Genomic DNA, 14,368 nt, shown 5'->3' on the forward strand with positions numbered 1-14,368 from the left:
CGCCGGACCAAGGCTCGGTGATTTTGACGGCCCCTGTGGTTGCGCGGCAGCAGCGCCTGCGGCAACAATCGCCCACCCCCCACCAGGGGACATAAGAAAAAAGCGCAAATCAAGGACATGGGATGGACAACTCTAGGCAACTGAATCAAGTGCCGCCGCAACCGCTCTGGCTGAACGCTGCGGGCGACGCTGCTGGAACCGGCGCATCACGATCGACCGGCAACGAGTACATGCCCACGCAGCGCCAGCCCCAGGTGCTGCTTGTCGAAGACAACCACATCAACCAGGTCGTCGCACTGGAGTTCCTGGCGCTGATGGGTGTGCAGTCGCGCCTGGCACGCAATGGCATCGAGGCATTGACCGCTTGCGCAGAGTCTGCTCCCGACCTCGTGCTGATGGACATCCAGATGCCCGGCATGGACGGGCTGGAATGTGCCCGCCGCCTGCGCGCGCAACAGCGCGACGGCCATCTGCCCGCCTTTCCCATCCTCGCCCTGACCGCCCACGCGCTGGACGCCGACGTGGCCGCCAGCATGGAGGCCGGCATGGACGAGCACCTCACCAAGCCGCTGGACTTCGTCGCGCTGCGCACTCGCCTGCAGCGCTGGCTGAAGCTGCCCGAGCCGAACTGAGCTCCCGCCGGGCCTCGCTGCTCAACGCAAGCGGGCGCGGCCGGTAAACCCTGACGGCCCGCCCGGGGCACGTGCCCATAATCGTGCGCAAAAACCACCGGAGACAAGCCGATGAAGCGCCGCACGCTGCTGCCCGTGCTGTTGAGCCCCTGGCTGGCCCAGGCCCAGGGCACCAAACCCCACACATGGATCGTGCCCTTCCCGGCCGGCGGCGGCACCGACGCCTTCGCGCGCCCGCTGACGGCGGCCCTGACGCGCCAGATGGGCCGCCAGGTGCTGATTGACAACAAGGGCGGCGCCGGCGGCACGGTGGGCGCCGGTCTGGCCGCCAAGCTGGCACCGGACGGCACGAACTTCTTCATGGGTGCGGTGCACCACACCATCGCACCAGCCATGTACCCCCGGCTGGAGTACCGGCTGGAGGAAGACTTCATCCCCGTGGCGCTGCTGGCCAGCGTGCCGCAGGTCATCGTCGTCCACCCAGGCAAGGTGCCAGTGGCCGATCTCAAGGGCTTCCTTGCCGACGTGCGAGCCAAGCCCGGCCGACTGAACTACGGCTCCGCCGGCAACGGCACCTCGCACCACCTCGCGGGCGAGCTGTTCAAGCTGCACACCAAGACCTTCATCACGCACATCCCCTACCGAGGTGCCGGCCCGGCGCTGCAGGACCTGATCGCGGGCCAGGTGGACCTGATGTTCGACGGCCTGGGCTCGTCGGCCGCCCACATCAAGGCCGGCCGCGTCAAGGCACTGGCGGTGGCCGGCAGCAAGCGCGCCGTGGGCTTCCCGGACGTGCCCACCGTCGCCGAGGCCGGCGTGCCCGGTTACGAGGTGGCCACCTGGTACGGCCTCTGGGCGCCCAAGGGCACGCCGCGTGAGGCCATCAGCACGATGCAGGCCGAGCTGCGCAAGGTGTTCGCCACCGACGAGATCCGCAATCTCTGGCATGGCCTGGGCGCCGAGACACCCAACCTCTATGGCGACGCCTTTGGCCAGTTCGTCAGCGCCGAGACCAAGCGCTGGGCCGAGGTCGTCAAGCGCTCCAACGCCAAGCTGGACTGATCCCCGATGAACCTGTACGCGGCCCTGCGCGCCGGCTTTCCAGCCGACCTGGACTCCACCGCCGTCGACCACGACGGCGCCCTCTACAGCTGGCGCGACCTGGAGCGCGGCAGCGCCATGCTGGCCAACTGGCTGGGCCGGCTGGACCTGCCCGCCGGCAGCCGCGTCGCGGTGCATGCCGACAAGAGCGTCGAGGGCCTGATCCTGTACCTCGCCGTGCTGCGCGCAGGCCTGGTGTACCTGCCGCTGAACCCGGCCTACCAGGCCAGCGAGCTGGAGCACTTCATCACAGACGCGGCGCCGGGCGTCGTCGTCTGCGCGGGCAAGCATTTCGGCTGGGTCAGCAAGCTGGCATTCCAGCGCGGCGTGCGCTGGGTTTTCACGCTCAACGACGACCGCTCAGGCACGTTGCTGGACCGCGCCGCCCAGATGAGCGATGTGCACACGCCGGCTACTAACGCACCGGGCGACCTGGCCGCCATCCTCTACACCAGTGGCACCACCGGCCGCAGCAAGGGCGCCATGCTCAGCCACGGCAACCTGCTGTCGGGCGCCCGCACGCTGCAGCGCCACTGGGACTGGCGGGCCGACGACGTGCTGCTGCACGCGCTGCCCATCTTCCACATCCACGGCCTGTTCGTCGCCATCAACGGCGCGCTGCTGAATGGCAGCCAGCTGCTGTGGCTGAACAAGTTCGAGGCCAAGGCTGTCGCCGCGCGGCTGCCCGAGGCCACGCTCTTCATGGGCGTGCCGACCATGTATGTGCGCCTGCTGCAGGAGCCGGTGCTGGACGCCCGGCGCATGCGGCTGTTCGTCAGCGGCTCGGCGCCGCTGCTGATCGACACCTGGCGCGAGTGGCAGGACCGCACCGGCCACCTCATCCTGGAGCGCTACGGCATGAGCGAGACGCTGATGCTGACCTCCAACCCCTGCCGCCCCGAAGACGGCGAGCGCGTGGGCGGCACCGTGGGCCCGGCGCTGCCCGGCGTGGGCCTGCGCGTGCTGCGCGACGATGGCCAGCCCTGTGCAGCAGACGAGATCGGCCATGTGCAGGTGCGCGGGCCCAACGTATTCAGCGGTTACTGGCAGATGCCCGAGAAGACGGCCGAGGAGTTCACCGCGGACGGCTGGTTCAAGACCGGCGACGTCGGCCGGCTGGATGCGCGCGGCTACCTGACGCTGATCGGCCGCAGCAAGGACCTCGTCATCAGCGGCGGCTTCAACGTCTACCCTGCCGAAGTGGAAGGCTTCCTGAACGAGCTGCCTGGCGTGGGCGAGTCCGCCGTCATCGGCGTGCCACACCCGGACTTCGGCGAGGCCGTGGTGGCCGTCATCACAGCGGCGGGTCAGCCCGACCCGGACGCACTGATCCGCACGCTGAAAGGCCGCATCGCCAGTTTCAAGGTGCCCAAGCGCATCGTCGTGCTGCCCGAGCTGCCGCGCAACGCGATGGGCAAGGTGCAGAAGAAGTTGCTGAGGGAGCAGTACGCGGGGTTGTTCGCCTAAGTTCACTGCGCATGTCGCCCGCCTTCTTGTCTTCCATCGCCAGTCGCTGGTTCGTCCATCGCTGGCAGCTGCTGGGTGTGTCGGTGGCAAGCATGGCACTGGTCTTCGCAACATTCCGTCTGGCGCCGCCGAACCTTGCCTTCGTCGCCACCGCGCTCACGGGGCCTGTCATCGCCGGTCCCTGGGCACTGCTCTGTGCCTGCATCTGGTTCCACCCGGAGCGCGGGAACTTGCAGCCGCGCAGCAAGATCGTTGGCAAGCTGCCACCAAACCTGCAAGCCGGCATCCGCTGGTATGCCGCGCTCGTTCTCACCCTGTTCACGGTCGCAGCCGTCGCGGTCTGGCCCGTCTTGTCGCTGAGCTGGCTTTGAAAGCCGGCAGCATTCACGCTTTCTAGCGAGGCAGGCTTCTCATCGGGCAACACCCAGTGCCTTCACCTCGCCCAGGGCCAACTGCAACACCCGCGCATCGCTGCTGGCCCGGTGCCTGGTGAGTTGCTGCCGCGCGCGCACGGCCTCGGTAACGCTCTTCCAGCGTTCGGCCTCGCTCTCGCTGAGCAGCTTGCGCAGGTCGTCCAGCTTGAAGCCGGGCCGCAGGTCCGCCGCGTCGTAGAGCCGGTTCAGCCACGTGAAGTCATGCCCCCAGCCGTCGCAATAAACGGTCTGGCCGCGCAGCCGCGTGTTGAGCTGTTCGGCCACCCAACGCGCCGGACGGCCCCGCTTGAGCAGCAGCTCGCGACCAATGCCGTGCAAGGCCTCGGCAGCGGCATCCCAGTGCACCCAGTCGTCCTCCGGGCGCACCAGGCAGCAGAACAGCGCGCCATCGCCAGCGCTGTAGCCGATCTCGATGGGGTAGCTGCCGCGGCCGAAGCCCGAGGCTTCGATGTCGAGGATGGTGGGCAGCACTTGCATCGGCCGGAGTGTGTCAGGCCGCGCGACCGAGTCACACAGGGTTGTCAATGACGCCCTCTCGCTCGAACAGCTGCTGCGCCGCCCGCCCCACCTGGCGGGTGTCCCACCACGCGTACGCGCCCACACCCGCTGCGCCAGCCAGCGGCACCCAGCGCGCCAGTGCGCGTCCTGCCGCCTGCTTGCCCAGCTGAACGCCCACGGCCGCAGCGGCGCGCTGCAGCAAGGCCTGCGCGGCGGGGCGCACGATGACGCGCTCACCCACCCGCACGCCCAGGTCGCGCAGCGCCTGCGCTGCCGTGTGGCGGAACAGGCACCACAGCATCTGCGACGGCCCCAGCTCGGCGCTGCGGCCATACAGCGCCGCGATGTCGGCCACCAGCTGGCGCTGGATGTGCCAGACGGCCAGCATCTCCGGCGCAATGGTGGCCCAGCCCAACGGCCCGGGCGGCAACGCCAGCGTGCCGGCCGCCAGCGCGGCCTTGGCCGCCGCCGCGTCGATGGCGCGCGCCGCCGCATCCGTCGGCCGCGACACGATGTGCAGCGTCGGCTCGGGCGGCTGAACCACCAGCGCCAGCACGCGTTCCCCCAGCCCGCCGGTCTGTGCGCTCATGTCAATCACCACGGCCGATGAATGCCCGGATCGCCGCAATGCGGCCATCGGCGCCGAACTCGAACACATCGACCACATGCAGCGTGTCGCGCCCGTCGATGACGATGGCCAGCTCTGCCGCCACGCCGCCTGCACGCTCGTAGGCGGCCAGCACGTCGATGCGCAAGTGCTGCACGGCGTCGAAGTTCTTGCGCGTCTCGGCCAGCGCGGCGACCTTGCCGACAACGCGGATCTTCCAGTCGCGCAGCGTGACGGCTTCGGCCAGCAGCAGCTCGACGGCAGCCAGGTCACGCGCGGCATAGGCGGCCAGATAGGCCTGCACGGTCTGCAAAGGGGTGGACGGCATGGCTCAGAACGGGTTGATGCTCTTCTCGCGGCGGTAGTGCAGGTAGCCCACGCTGGCGCCCGCGCGCAGGCCCACGCCCAGGCGGATGGGCGCCAGCGTGATGCCGTTCAGGCGCTGGTAGTTGATGCCGGCGCCGCCGACGTAGTAGAGGCTGCCGTCCACACCGGGGAAGCGCTGGTAGAGAGCCGAGGCCCTGGGCAGCCGGTACACCAGGGTGAACACCTTGGCCGCGTTGGCGCCCACGTCGAAGCCGATGGACGGCCCCGCCCAGAACACCTTGCCACCACCACCACCCTTCATCAGCAGCTCGCCCTCGCCGTAGCGCAGGCCCACGGTCAGCGCGGCGCCGGCCTCCTGGCCCTTGATGTAGGCATTGGGGCGGCCCTGCTCCTTGAAGGCCTTCTCGATGACCTTGGCCAGACCCTCGGTGGTCTGACCGAAGAACTCGGTGGCGGCCTTCAGGATGGAGTCCTCGTCGTAGGTGCTGGCGACCTTGTCGTCCCCGGCGGCCAGCGCGGGCAGCGCCGGTGTCAGAGCCAGGGCGGCAAGGTGTTGCAGGTGTTGACGGCGGTCAGTCATGGCGGTCCTCAGGCATTCCCGGAGAGACGCCAGCATAAACATCGCGCTGTGAACTTTGGCCGGCCACGGGCTCTGCAGACCCCCTAGACTCCGCGCCCATGTCGACCAATCCCGACCTGCAACGGCTGTCCGCCGCCCTCGAGTACGTCGACCTCGCCGCCGGGCTCTACCTGGCCGGCGGGGCCGACCAGGCGGCCCGGCTGCTGGCGGCAGCCGCCGAGCAGCAGCTGGGCGACCTGATGCGCCTCATCGACGTGCCCAGCGCCACCGTGGACACCCGGGAGCTGCTGGCCCGCATCGCGCGCGCGCACCGGCCGTCCGTCGTGGCCACACGCGAGACGCCCGCCCGCGACTGGGACGACGAGCCCATGCACACCGACGCCACGCGCGAGGACATCGTCGCCTACCTGCGCGCGGCCTGGTTCATGCTGGAGGCGATGGGCCTGGCCTCGCTGGCACCCGTGCGCCTGCAGCAGGCCGTCGAGCACAGCACCGTGTTCGGCGGCGCCGACACGCTGGAGCCCTTCGTCTAGCATCCCTGCACGCCGTCCTTCGGGAGCCCCCATGAGCAACAACCGCCGCCAATTCGCCCGCATCGCCTTCGCTGCCGGCGCCGAGCTGATCACCACGCAGGCGCAATGGCGCTGCCAGGTGCTCGACATCTCACTGAAGGGCGTGCTGCTGCAGCTGCCCGACGGCGCCACACCGCAAGCCGGCATGCCCTGCCTCGTCAAGCTGCCGCTGGGCAGCGCCGATGCCGAGGTCGCCATCGCGATGGCCGGCGAGCTGGCGCATGTGGAAGGGGCCCATGCGGGCGTGCTGTGCCGGAGCATCGACCTGGAGTCCATCACCCATCTGCGCCGGCTCATCGAGGTCAACCTGGGCGACCCGGCGGCGTCTGAGCGGGAACTCAAGGCCCTGATTGCCGGGGCTGGCGCCGCCTGAGCCGGTTCCGTCGCATCGCGCCGTGGGCGCGCGGCCCGGCGCCCACAATGCCGGCCATGGAGGACACCCCGCTGCAGGCCTTTCGCCGCGTGTGCAATCTGCGCGTGCTGGCGGCGGTCTACTATTTCTGCCTGCTCTACGCCACGTCGCGCGGCCTGACCTGGCTGGGCGACGGCGAGCCACTGGGCGACACGCTCTACGCGATCAACCGCTTCACCCGCCAAGTACTGCTGAGCGGCCTGAGCCTGCTGCTGATGGCCGGCGCCGCCGAGGCGCTGCTGGCCGCCACGCGCTGGCAGGGCAGCGCCGCGCTGGGGCTGCGGGCGGCGGCCGTGCTGAGCGCGGCCATCGTGGGCACGCTGCTGCGCTACGCCGTGGTCTCGATGGAGAACGGCTCGCCGCACCTGCGCCCCGCCTGGGTGGCCTACACGGTGACGATCTGGTCGGCCTTCGGCGGCGTGGCCTATGCGCTGCTGCTGCAGAGCTGGGCCGAGCGCGCCCAGCGCCTGGCACTGCACCGGCTGGCGCGTGAGCGCGACGCGCTGCAGGCCCAGCAGACCGAGGCACAGCTGTCGGCGCTCAATGCGCAGATCGAGCCGCATTTCCTGTTCAACACGCTGGCCAACGTCAAGCGCCTGTACGAGACCCACCCCGAGCGCGGCCGCCACATGCTGCAGGCGCTGATCGCCTACCTGCGCGCGGCGCTGCCCGGCATGCGCCGCCAGGAGAGCACGCTGGCCGACGAGCTGGCGCTGGTGCGCCACTACCTGGCCATCCTGCAGATGCGCATGGGCGAGCGGTTGCGCTTCGGCATCGACGCCGATGACGCGCTGCTGCGCGCCCGCCTGCCCACGCTGGTGCTGCCGACACTGGTGGAGAACGCGATCAAGCACGGCCTGTCACCGCTGCCCGAGGGCGGGCGCATCGACATCCAGGCGCGGTCCGACGGCGCCGGCGGGCTGGTGGTCGAGGTGCAGGACAACGGCGCGGGCTTTGGCGGTGCCAGCGGCGGCGCGGGCGTGGGCCTGGCCAACACGCGCGCCCGCCTGGCCGCGCTGTTCGGCGACGCCGCGACACTGGAACTGGCCGCCGCGCAGCCGCACGGCGTCGTCGCTCGGGTGCGGCTACCGCCGGCCGCACTGGCCGGAGCGCCCGCATGAGCGGCCCGCTGCACGCGATCTGGCGCGCCTGGCGCTCGGTGCGCCGCCGCGAGCTGACCCTGTTCGTCTGCGTCGCGCTGCTGTTCGGCGCCATCGACCTGAGCGCCATGCTGGAGAAGCGCGTCGACGGCGAGTTGCTGCCGCAGGTGCTGGCGCGCCAGTTCCTCGTGCCGCAGCTCACCGCGCTGGTGCTGATGCTGTGCTGGCTGCCGGTGTCGCGCTCGGCGCTGCAGGGCGCGGCGCGGCTGCGCGGCCTCGTCGGCGCAGTGCTGCTGGGCGCGCTGCTGGGCGTGTTCGCCTCCACGCTGCTGATGCAGTGGCTGGACTGGCCGTCGATGTGCGATGTCGTCGCCGCCCAGGCCGGCAAGTCGCCGTGCAGCACCTTCAGCGTGGCCGCGCTGCTGGGCGATGCGCTGTGGGTGACGCTGCCGTCGCTGCTGGTGTTCTTCATGATGGAAGCCCGTGCGCGCCGCCGCCGCCAGGGCGAGGCGGTGCAGACGCTGCTGCGCGAGCATGCCGAACTGCGCCGCCAGGCGCTGGCCTCGCGGCTGGCCACGCTGCAGGCGCAGGTGGAACCGGGCCTGCTGTTCGACGCGCTCGTCTCCGTCGAGCAGGCCTATGCCCGCCAGGCGGGCGACGCCAGCGAACGGCTGGAGCGGCTGATCCGCCACCTGCGCGTGGCGCTGCCGCGCCTGCGCGAGGCCGGCGCCACGCTGCACAGCGAGGCGGAGCTGATCGCCAGCCACCTGGCCCTGCTGCGCGATCTCCACGGCCACCCGCCCGCCTTTGAGGCCGACCTGGGCGAGCGCAGCGGCCAATGCCTGCCGCCCATGCTGCTGCTGCCGCTGGTGCAACGCGCCATGCGGCTGGACATGCCGACGCGCTGCTGGCTGGAGGCCGGCCCGCCGCTGCGGCTGCGCTTCGACCGGCCCGGCCTGTGCGAGGAAGACGCCGAGCTCGCCGCGCTGCGCGAGCGCCTCACCGTGCTGGGCGGCCGCCTGGCCTGCCACAGCCACAACGGCCACACCGAATTCCGCCTGGACCTGCCATGACCGGCCACGCCCCCATGAACCTGCTTGCCCCCACCGCCGTCGTGGCCGAGGACGAGGCCGCCCTGCGCGGCGAACTGGTCGAACAGCTGGGCCGCCTGTGGCCCGAACTGGCCATCGTCGGCGAGGCCGCCGATGGCCTGGAGGCGCTGCGCCTGCTGGACCAGCGCCGCCCCGACATCCTGTTCCTGGACATCGAGATGCCCGGCGCCACCGGCCTGGAGGTGGCGCGCCAGGTGGGCGGCCGCGCCCACGTGGTGTTCGTGACGGCCTACGACCAGTACGCCGTCGCCGCCTTCGACCAGGGCGCGGTGGACTACCTGCTCAAGCCGCTGGCCGGCGCACGGCTGTTCACCGCCATCTCGCGGCTGAAGGCGCGGCTGGGCCAGGGGCAGCCGCCGGCGCCGCTGGGCGGCGTGCTGGAGCAGCTCAGCGCCAGGCCCGCGCCGTCTGCTGCGCGGGCGCCGCTGCGCTGGATCAATGCATCGGTGGGACAGACGCTGCGCCTCATCACGGTGGACGAGGTGATGTTCTTCCAGAGCGACAACAAGTACACGCGGCTGGCGCTGAAGGACGGCGAGGCGCTGATCCGCAAGCCGCTCAAGGAGCTCATCGACGAGCTGGACCCGCAGCAGTTCTGGCAGATCCATCGCTCCACGCTGGTCAACGTGCACGCGATCGGCAGCGTCAGCCGCGACTTCCGCGGCCGCATGCAGATCAAGCTCAAGCACGGCAGCGAGACGCTGCTGGTGGCCGAGAGCTGCGCCCACCTGTTCCGGCAGATGTGAGGCCGCGCGCGGCGCGTGTTTCCAGGCCGACACAATCTGCCGATCTGCCCGACATACCCGGGCGGTGCAATGCCCTCATCAACACGGTGAAGGAGACCCACATGCACCACGACCACGACCACGACCTGGGCCTCGCCCACGACCTGAGCCGCTTGCAGCTGCAGGCTCTGCAGCGCCGCGGCGCGCTGCGCTGGCTGCTGGGGGCCGGCGCCGCGGGCCTGGCCGGCGGCAGCGCGCTGTGCCTGAGCGGCTGCGGCGGCGGGGGCAGCGAGGCGGGCAGCAGCACGTCGTCATCGTCGGGCTCCAGCAGCTCCAGCGGCGGCAGCTCGTCCTCCGGCGGCACCACGACCACCACCAGCGGCTGCTCGGTCGTGCCCGAGGAGACCGCCGGCCCCTACCCCGGCGACGGGTCCAACACGTCCAACGGCAGCATCGCCAACGCGCTGGCGCTGAGCGGCATCGTGCGCAGCGACATCCGCAGCAGCATCGCCGGCGCCACCGGCACGGCCACGGGCGTTCCGCTTCAGGTCATCATCGAGCTTGTGAACACCAACGCGTCCTGCGCCGACCTCTCCGGCTATGCCATCTACCTCTGGCATTGCGACGCGCTGGGCCGCTACTCGATGTACTCCAGCGGCGTGACGGCCGAGAACTACCTGCGCGGCGTGCAGTCCACCGGCACAGACGGAACGGCGGTGTTCCAGACCATCTACCCCGGCTGCTACGCCGGCCGCGTGCCGCACATGCACTTCGAGATCTACCGCAGCGCCAACACGGCCACCAACTGGAACAACAAGCTGCGCACCTCACAGCTGTGCTTCCCGTCGGACATCAACACCGCTGTCTACGCCACCAGCGGCTACGGGCAGAGCGCGGCCAACAACAACGCCATCAGCCTGTCCAGCGACGGCATCTTCAGCGACGGCTACAGCACGCAGCTGTGCACCGTCACCGGCTCGGTCAGCGCCGGCTACGTGGCCACCTTGCGGGTGGGCATTTCGGCCTGAGGGCCGCACAAAGGTTCATCCATGATCGGACACTGCCTGGTCGTCGACGACGACGCTGAGATCCGCACCACGCTGACGGCCTACCTGGAAGGCTTTGGCTGGCGCGTTGACGCGGCGGCGGACGGCCAGGCCATGCGCCACCTGCTGGGGCTGACGCGGCCCGACGTCATCGTGCTGGACCTGATGCTGCCCGGTGAGGACGGCCTGGCGCTGCTGCGCTGGCTCGGCCGTCAGCCCGACGCGCCACCGGTGCTGATGCTGACCGCACGGGGCGACACGATGAGCCGCGTCGTCGGCCTGGAGCTGGGCGCCGATGACTACCTCGCCAAGCCCTTCGAGCCGCGCGAACTGGTGGCCCGACTGCAGGCGCTGGTGCGCCGCACCACCAAGGGCCAGGCCGGCGGCGTCGCCGACGACACGCGGCTGCTGCGCTTCGGCCGCTGGCGCTTCGACCGCATGACGCGCCAACTCATCAGCGCCGAGGACGTGGGCATCGCGCTGTCCAGCGCCGAGTTTCGGCTGCTGGCCGCCTTCGCGCAGCGGCCAGGCCGCGTGCTCAGCCGTGACCAGCTCATCGAGCTGACCCGTGCGCCGGGCGTGGAGGTCAACGACCGCAGCATCGACCTGGCCGTCTCGAGGCTGCGTGCCAAGCTCGGCGACACCGCACGCGAGCCCGCGCTGATCCGCACCGTGCGCGGCGAGGGGTATCTGTTCGACGCGGAGGTCACCGCATGTTGAAGTCCTGGCGCCACTGGGACCACCTCGGCCTGCGGCTGTTCCTGCTGATGTGGGCGGCGCTGGCGCTCAGCCACTTGGCTGCCTGGGGCCTGGTGACGCAGACGCTGATGGATTTCTCCCGCTTCGACAGCGCCGGCCCGCCGCCACGCATGGCTGATCGCGGCCCGCCGCCGTCCCACGACGACTTCGACCTGCCGGCCCCGCCGCCGCGACCGGACGGCGCCGCCGGCCCGCAGCTGCGTGGGCGCATGCCCACCTTCCCTTCGCTGCCGCCCAGCCTGCCGCTGTCGGCCAGCCTGCTGGACTACGGCGTGCGGCTGCTCGTCATCGCGCTGGCTGCCTGGTGGGGCTCGCGCTGGCTGGCGCGTCCGGTGCGCCGGCTGGTGGACGCCGCGCGCCAGCTCACACCGGCGCTGGCGCAGGGCCGCACGGCGCCCGTGCTGGCCGAGGACGACGGCACCCGCGAGGTGCGCGAAGCCGCCGCCGTGTTCAACCGCATGGCGGCCGAGCTGAGCGGCCAGTTCGAGGAGCGAGGGCTCATGATCGCCGCGATCTCGCACGACCTGCGCACGCCGCTGACGCGCATGCGGCTGCGGCTCGAGACGGGCGAGGTGGAGGCGCGGGTGCGCGAGCGCTGCATCGACGACCTGCGTGAGATGAACCGGCTGGTGGAGAGCGTCATCGAGGTGTTCCGGCCCAGCGAGGTCGCCCGGCCGCAACGCGTGGACCTGGCGGCGCTGGCCCAGTCAGTGGTGGACGATCTCGCCGAGACCGGCGCAGCCGTCAGCTTCGACGGCCCGGCGGCGGTCATCACGGCCGACCCGGTGGCGCTGCGCCGCGTGGTGGACAACCTTGTCGGCAACGCGCTGCGCTATGCGGGCAATGCGCGCGTCAGCGTGGCGCTGTCGGCCGGCGTCACGCGGCTGGTGGTGGAGGACGACGGCCCCGGCATCCCCGAGGCCGAGCTGGAGCGGGTGCGCCAGCCCTTCCGCCGCGTGGAGGGCTCGCGCAACCGCGAAACCGGCGGCACGGGCCTGGGCCTGTACATCGCGCAACAGCTGGTGCGGCGCCAGGGCGCGGTGCTGGTGCTGGCCAACCGGCCCGAGGGCGGGCTGCGGGCCGAGGTGGTGTTCTAGACCACGGCCAGCACTCAACGCGTGCGCAGCACGTCGGTGGGCGGGAACAGGCTCGCCAGACTGGCATCCTTGGCCGCGCCAGCTACCGGGCGGCCGGCGTCCTTGCCGGTGGCGGCGCCCACCGGCGCATCCAGCGGCCGGCCGCGCTCGTCGGTCAGCAGCGCCACCATAGGGCGCAGCGGGTCGGTGGTGCGGGCGGTCACCATCGCCTGCTCGCCGGTGTTCAGCGCCACCAGCGCCCCGGGCGGGAACACGCCGATGGTGCTGACCACCGACGCACCGAACTTGTTGGCACTGCGCTGGTGGAAGATGGACAGCGCCGCTGTGGGGCTGAGCATCGCCGGCCGGCCGGTGCGCGGGCTCATCTTGGCGCAGAAGACGTCACAGGTGCGCAGCACATCGGCCAGGTCGGTCATGTGGACCAGGCCCTGCGGGTAGCCCTTGCCATCGGGCTGCTCGTGGTGCTGGGCCACGGCGGCCAGCCAGTCCTCATCCTGCACACCCAGGCTGCGCAGCAGGCGCTCGCTGTCCAGCGGGTGCTGGACCATGCGGTCGCGCTGGGCGTCGGCCAGCGGCCCGGCCTGCAACGCCAGCGTGGTCTGCAGGTCGGTGACCGCGATGTTCATGGTCAGCGCCGCGCTCAACGCGCTGAGCCGTTTGGTCTGCGCCCATTCCTTGCGGTGGGCCACCAGCCACACGACGCAGGCTGTGTGCAGCGAGTGCAGCGAGCCGTAGCGGGACAGCTTGTCGGCGCTGATGCGCACGACCTCAAACACGCCCAGGTCGATGTCCTCGGCCATGATGCGGTCCAGCTCTCGCGTGGCTGCATGCAGCGCGGCGGGAAAGTCGTCCGTCGCATCGGGCGCACGCAGCAGCCCGTCCAGCCGGTCGGCCAGCGCCTGCAGCGCATGCCAGCGGCCGAGCGTGGGGTGGTCCGGGCGGGCATCGTCTTGCGCCATGACGGGCTCTCCTTGCACGACAGGACGCCGATGCTAGAACCGCAACCGCCAGCCGGGCACACCCGAAGCCCGGCACGTAGACAGGACGGCCTGCGCCGCCAAATCCGACCGCAAATCGGGCCCGCCGTGGGCCCAGGCGTCAGGCCGCCTGCTCGACGTGAGCGTGCCGCGTGTAGAGGAAGTCGATGACTTCCTTGCGGGCGGCGATGTAGCGCGCGTCCTCGGCGAGCTCGACGCGCACGCGCGGGCGCGGGATGTCCACGGCCAGGATTTCGCCGATGGTGGCGGCCGGCCCATTGGTCATCATGACGATGCGGTCGCTCAGCAGCACGGCCTCATCGACATCGTGCGTGACCATGATGACGGTGCTCTGCGTGCGCGCGACGATCTTCAGCAGCTCGTCCTGCAGCTTGGCGCGGGTCAGCGCGTCCAGCGCGCCGAAGGGCTCGTCCATCAGCAGCACCTTGGGCTCCATGGCCAGCGCCCGGGCGATGCCCACACGCTGCTTCATGCCGCCCGAGATCTCTTGCGGGCGCTTGTGCAACGCATGGCTCATGCCCACCAGCTCCAGTGCGGCACGGGCCCGCACCTTGAGCTGCGCGGCGCTCTCCTTGCCGCCAAACACCGACTCCACCGCCAGCAGCACGTTGTCCATGCAGGACAGCCAGGGCAGCAGCGAGTGGTTCTGGAACACGACGGCGCGCTCGGGGCCGGGCGCGGCAATCTCGCGGCCGTCACAGATCAGCGCGCCCTCGGTGGGCGTCAGCAGGCCGGCGATGAGGTTGAGCAGCGTGGACTTGCCGCAGCCCGAGTGGCCGATCAGCGTGATGAACTCGCCACGCTGCACGTCCAGGCTGACGTTCTGCAGCGCATGGAAACGGCCCTTGCGGGTGGTGAACACCATCTCGGCGTTCTGGACCTGGATGAAGGGTTTCATGGG

Annotated in this window: 18 protein-coding genes; 12 read left to right on the forward strand and 6 right to left on the reverse strand. The window is 70.8% G+C overall.

From position 1 onward, the window contains the following. Positions 1-230: 230 nt before the first annotated feature. The 4 genes from ACG0Z3_RS13820 (at position 231) to ACG0Z3_RS13835 (ending at position 3,571) form a co-directional block, all read left to right on the forward strand. Entirely contained in the window at positions 231-632 is a 402-nt protein-coding gene (locus ACG0Z3_RS13820; protein ID WP_394398325.1) for a response regulator, read from the forward strand. 111 nt (positions 633-743) lie between these two features. Then, positions 744-1,694: a Bug family tripartite tricarboxylate transporter substrate binding protein gene (locus ACG0Z3_RS13825; protein WP_394398327.1), complete on the forward strand. Its 951-nt coding sequence runs from the start codon at positions 744-746 to the stop codon at positions 1,692-1,694. Between the two features lie 6 nt (positions 1,695-1,700). Continuing rightward, a complete protein-coding gene (locus tag ACG0Z3_RS13830; protein ID WP_394398329.1) occupies positions 1,701-3,200 on the forward strand; it encodes a malonate--CoA ligase in 1,500 nt (499 codons plus the stop codon). A gap of 11 nt (positions 3,201-3,211) precedes the next feature. Then, positions 3,212-3,571: a hypothetical protein gene (locus tag ACG0Z3_RS13835; protein WP_394398331.1), complete on the forward strand. Its 360-nt coding sequence runs from the start codon at positions 3,212-3,214 to the stop codon at positions 3,569-3,571. A 39-nt stretch (positions 3,572-3,610) separates the two neighbouring features. Here the strand turns inward: ACG0Z3_RS13835 and ACG0Z3_RS13840 are convergent, their stop codons facing one another. From ACG0Z3_RS13840 to ACG0Z3_RS13855, 4 genes are read right to left on the reverse strand one after another with little or no spacing between them, the layout of a single operon-like run. Further along, positions 3,611-4,111, reverse strand: coding sequence for a 3'-5' exonuclease (locus tag ACG0Z3_RS13840; RefSeq protein ID WP_394398333.1), 501 nt, complete (start codon positions 4,109-4,111; stop codon positions 3,611-3,613). Between the two features lie 31 nt (positions 4,112-4,142). Further along, complete coding sequence (locus ACG0Z3_RS13845) at positions 4,143-4,721, reverse strand: hypothetical protein (protein WP_394398335.1); 579 nt, start codon at positions 4,719-4,721, stop codon at positions 4,143-4,145. A 1-nt stretch (position 4,722) separates the two neighbouring features. Continuing rightward, entirely contained in the window at positions 4,723-5,067 is a 345-nt protein-coding gene (locus tag ACG0Z3_RS13850; RefSeq protein ID WP_394398337.1) for a nuclear transport factor 2 family protein, read from the reverse strand. A 3-nt stretch (positions 5,068-5,070) separates the two neighbouring features. Further along, entirely contained in the window at positions 5,071-5,646 is a 576-nt protein-coding gene (locus tag ACG0Z3_RS13855; protein WP_394398339.1) for a DUF1134 domain-containing protein, read from the reverse strand. Positions 5,647-5,744: 98 nt separating this feature from the next. Between ACG0Z3_RS13855 and ACG0Z3_RS13860 the strand changes: the two genes are divergently transcribed. The 8 genes from ACG0Z3_RS13860 (at position 5,745) to ACG0Z3_RS13895 (ending at position 12,469) form a co-directional block, all read left to right on the forward strand. After that, on the forward strand, positions 5,745-6,179 hold the full coding sequence (locus ACG0Z3_RS13860) for a hypothetical protein (RefSeq protein WP_394398341.1): 435 nt from the start codon (positions 5,745-5,747) through the stop codon (positions 6,177-6,179). A gap of 31 nt (positions 6,180-6,210) precedes the next feature. Beyond that, positions 6,211-6,591: a PilZ domain-containing protein gene (locus ACG0Z3_RS13865; protein ID WP_394398343.1), complete on the forward strand. Its 381-nt coding sequence runs from the start codon at positions 6,211-6,213 to the stop codon at positions 6,589-6,591. 56 nt (positions 6,592-6,647) lie between these two features. Continuing rightward, a complete protein-coding gene (locus ACG0Z3_RS13870) occupies positions 6,648-7,751 on the forward strand; it encodes a sensor histidine kinase (protein WP_394398345.1) in 1,104 nt (367 codons plus the stop codon). Next, entirely contained in the window at positions 7,748-8,803 is a 1,056-nt protein-coding gene (locus tag ACG0Z3_RS13875; protein ID WP_394398347.1) for a sensor histidine kinase, read from the forward strand. The genes ACG0Z3_RS13870 and ACG0Z3_RS13875 overlap by 4 nt, the downstream gene beginning before the upstream one ends. Continuing rightward, entirely contained in the window at positions 8,800-9,588 is a 789-nt protein-coding gene (locus ACG0Z3_RS13880) for a LytR/AlgR family response regulator transcription factor (RefSeq protein WP_394398349.1), read from the forward strand. The genes ACG0Z3_RS13875 and ACG0Z3_RS13880 overlap by 4 nt, the downstream gene beginning before the upstream one ends. A gap of 101 nt (positions 9,589-9,689) precedes the next feature. After that, positions 9,690-10,595 carry a dioxygenase family protein gene (locus ACG0Z3_RS13885; protein ID WP_394398351.1) on the forward strand — a complete coding sequence of 302 codons (906 nt, stop codon included), beginning with the start codon at positions 9,690-9,692 and terminating at the stop codon, positions 10,593-10,595. Between the two features lie 21 nt (positions 10,596-10,616). Then, the gene (locus ACG0Z3_RS13890; RefSeq protein ID WP_394398353.1) at positions 10,617-11,333 is read left to right on the forward strand and encodes a response regulator; all 717 of its coding nucleotides are present in this window, start codon (positions 10,617-10,619) and stop codon (positions 11,331-11,333) included. Beyond that, positions 11,327-12,469 (forward strand): ATP-binding protein, encoded by a 1,143-nt coding sequence (locus tag ACG0Z3_RS13895; protein WP_394398355.1) that lies wholly within the window; start codon positions 11,327-11,329, stop codon positions 12,467-12,469. Before ACG0Z3_RS13890 ends, ACG0Z3_RS13895 begins: the two co-directional genes overlap by 7 nt. Positions 12,470-12,483: 14 nt before the next feature. Here ACG0Z3_RS13895 and ACG0Z3_RS13900 read toward each other — a convergent pair whose 3' ends face one another. Both ACG0Z3_RS13900 and ACG0Z3_RS13905 read right to left on the reverse strand, forming a co-directional pair. Continuing rightward, positions 12,484-13,428 (reverse strand): HD-GYP domain-containing protein, encoded by a 945-nt coding sequence (locus ACG0Z3_RS13900; RefSeq protein ID WP_394398357.1) that lies wholly within the window; start codon positions 13,426-13,428, stop codon positions 12,484-12,486. Between the two features lie 139 nt (positions 13,429-13,567). Continuing rightward, entirely contained in the window at positions 13,568-14,365 is a 798-nt protein-coding gene (locus ACG0Z3_RS13905; protein ID WP_394398359.1) for an ABC transporter ATP-binding protein, read from the reverse strand. Positions 14,366-14,368 lie beyond the last annotated feature (3 nt).

The organism is Pelomonas margarita (assembly GCF_043555875.1).
GTDB lineage: Bacteria > Pseudomonadota > Gammaproteobacteria > Burkholderiales > Burkholderiaceae_C > Pelomonas > Pelomonas margarita.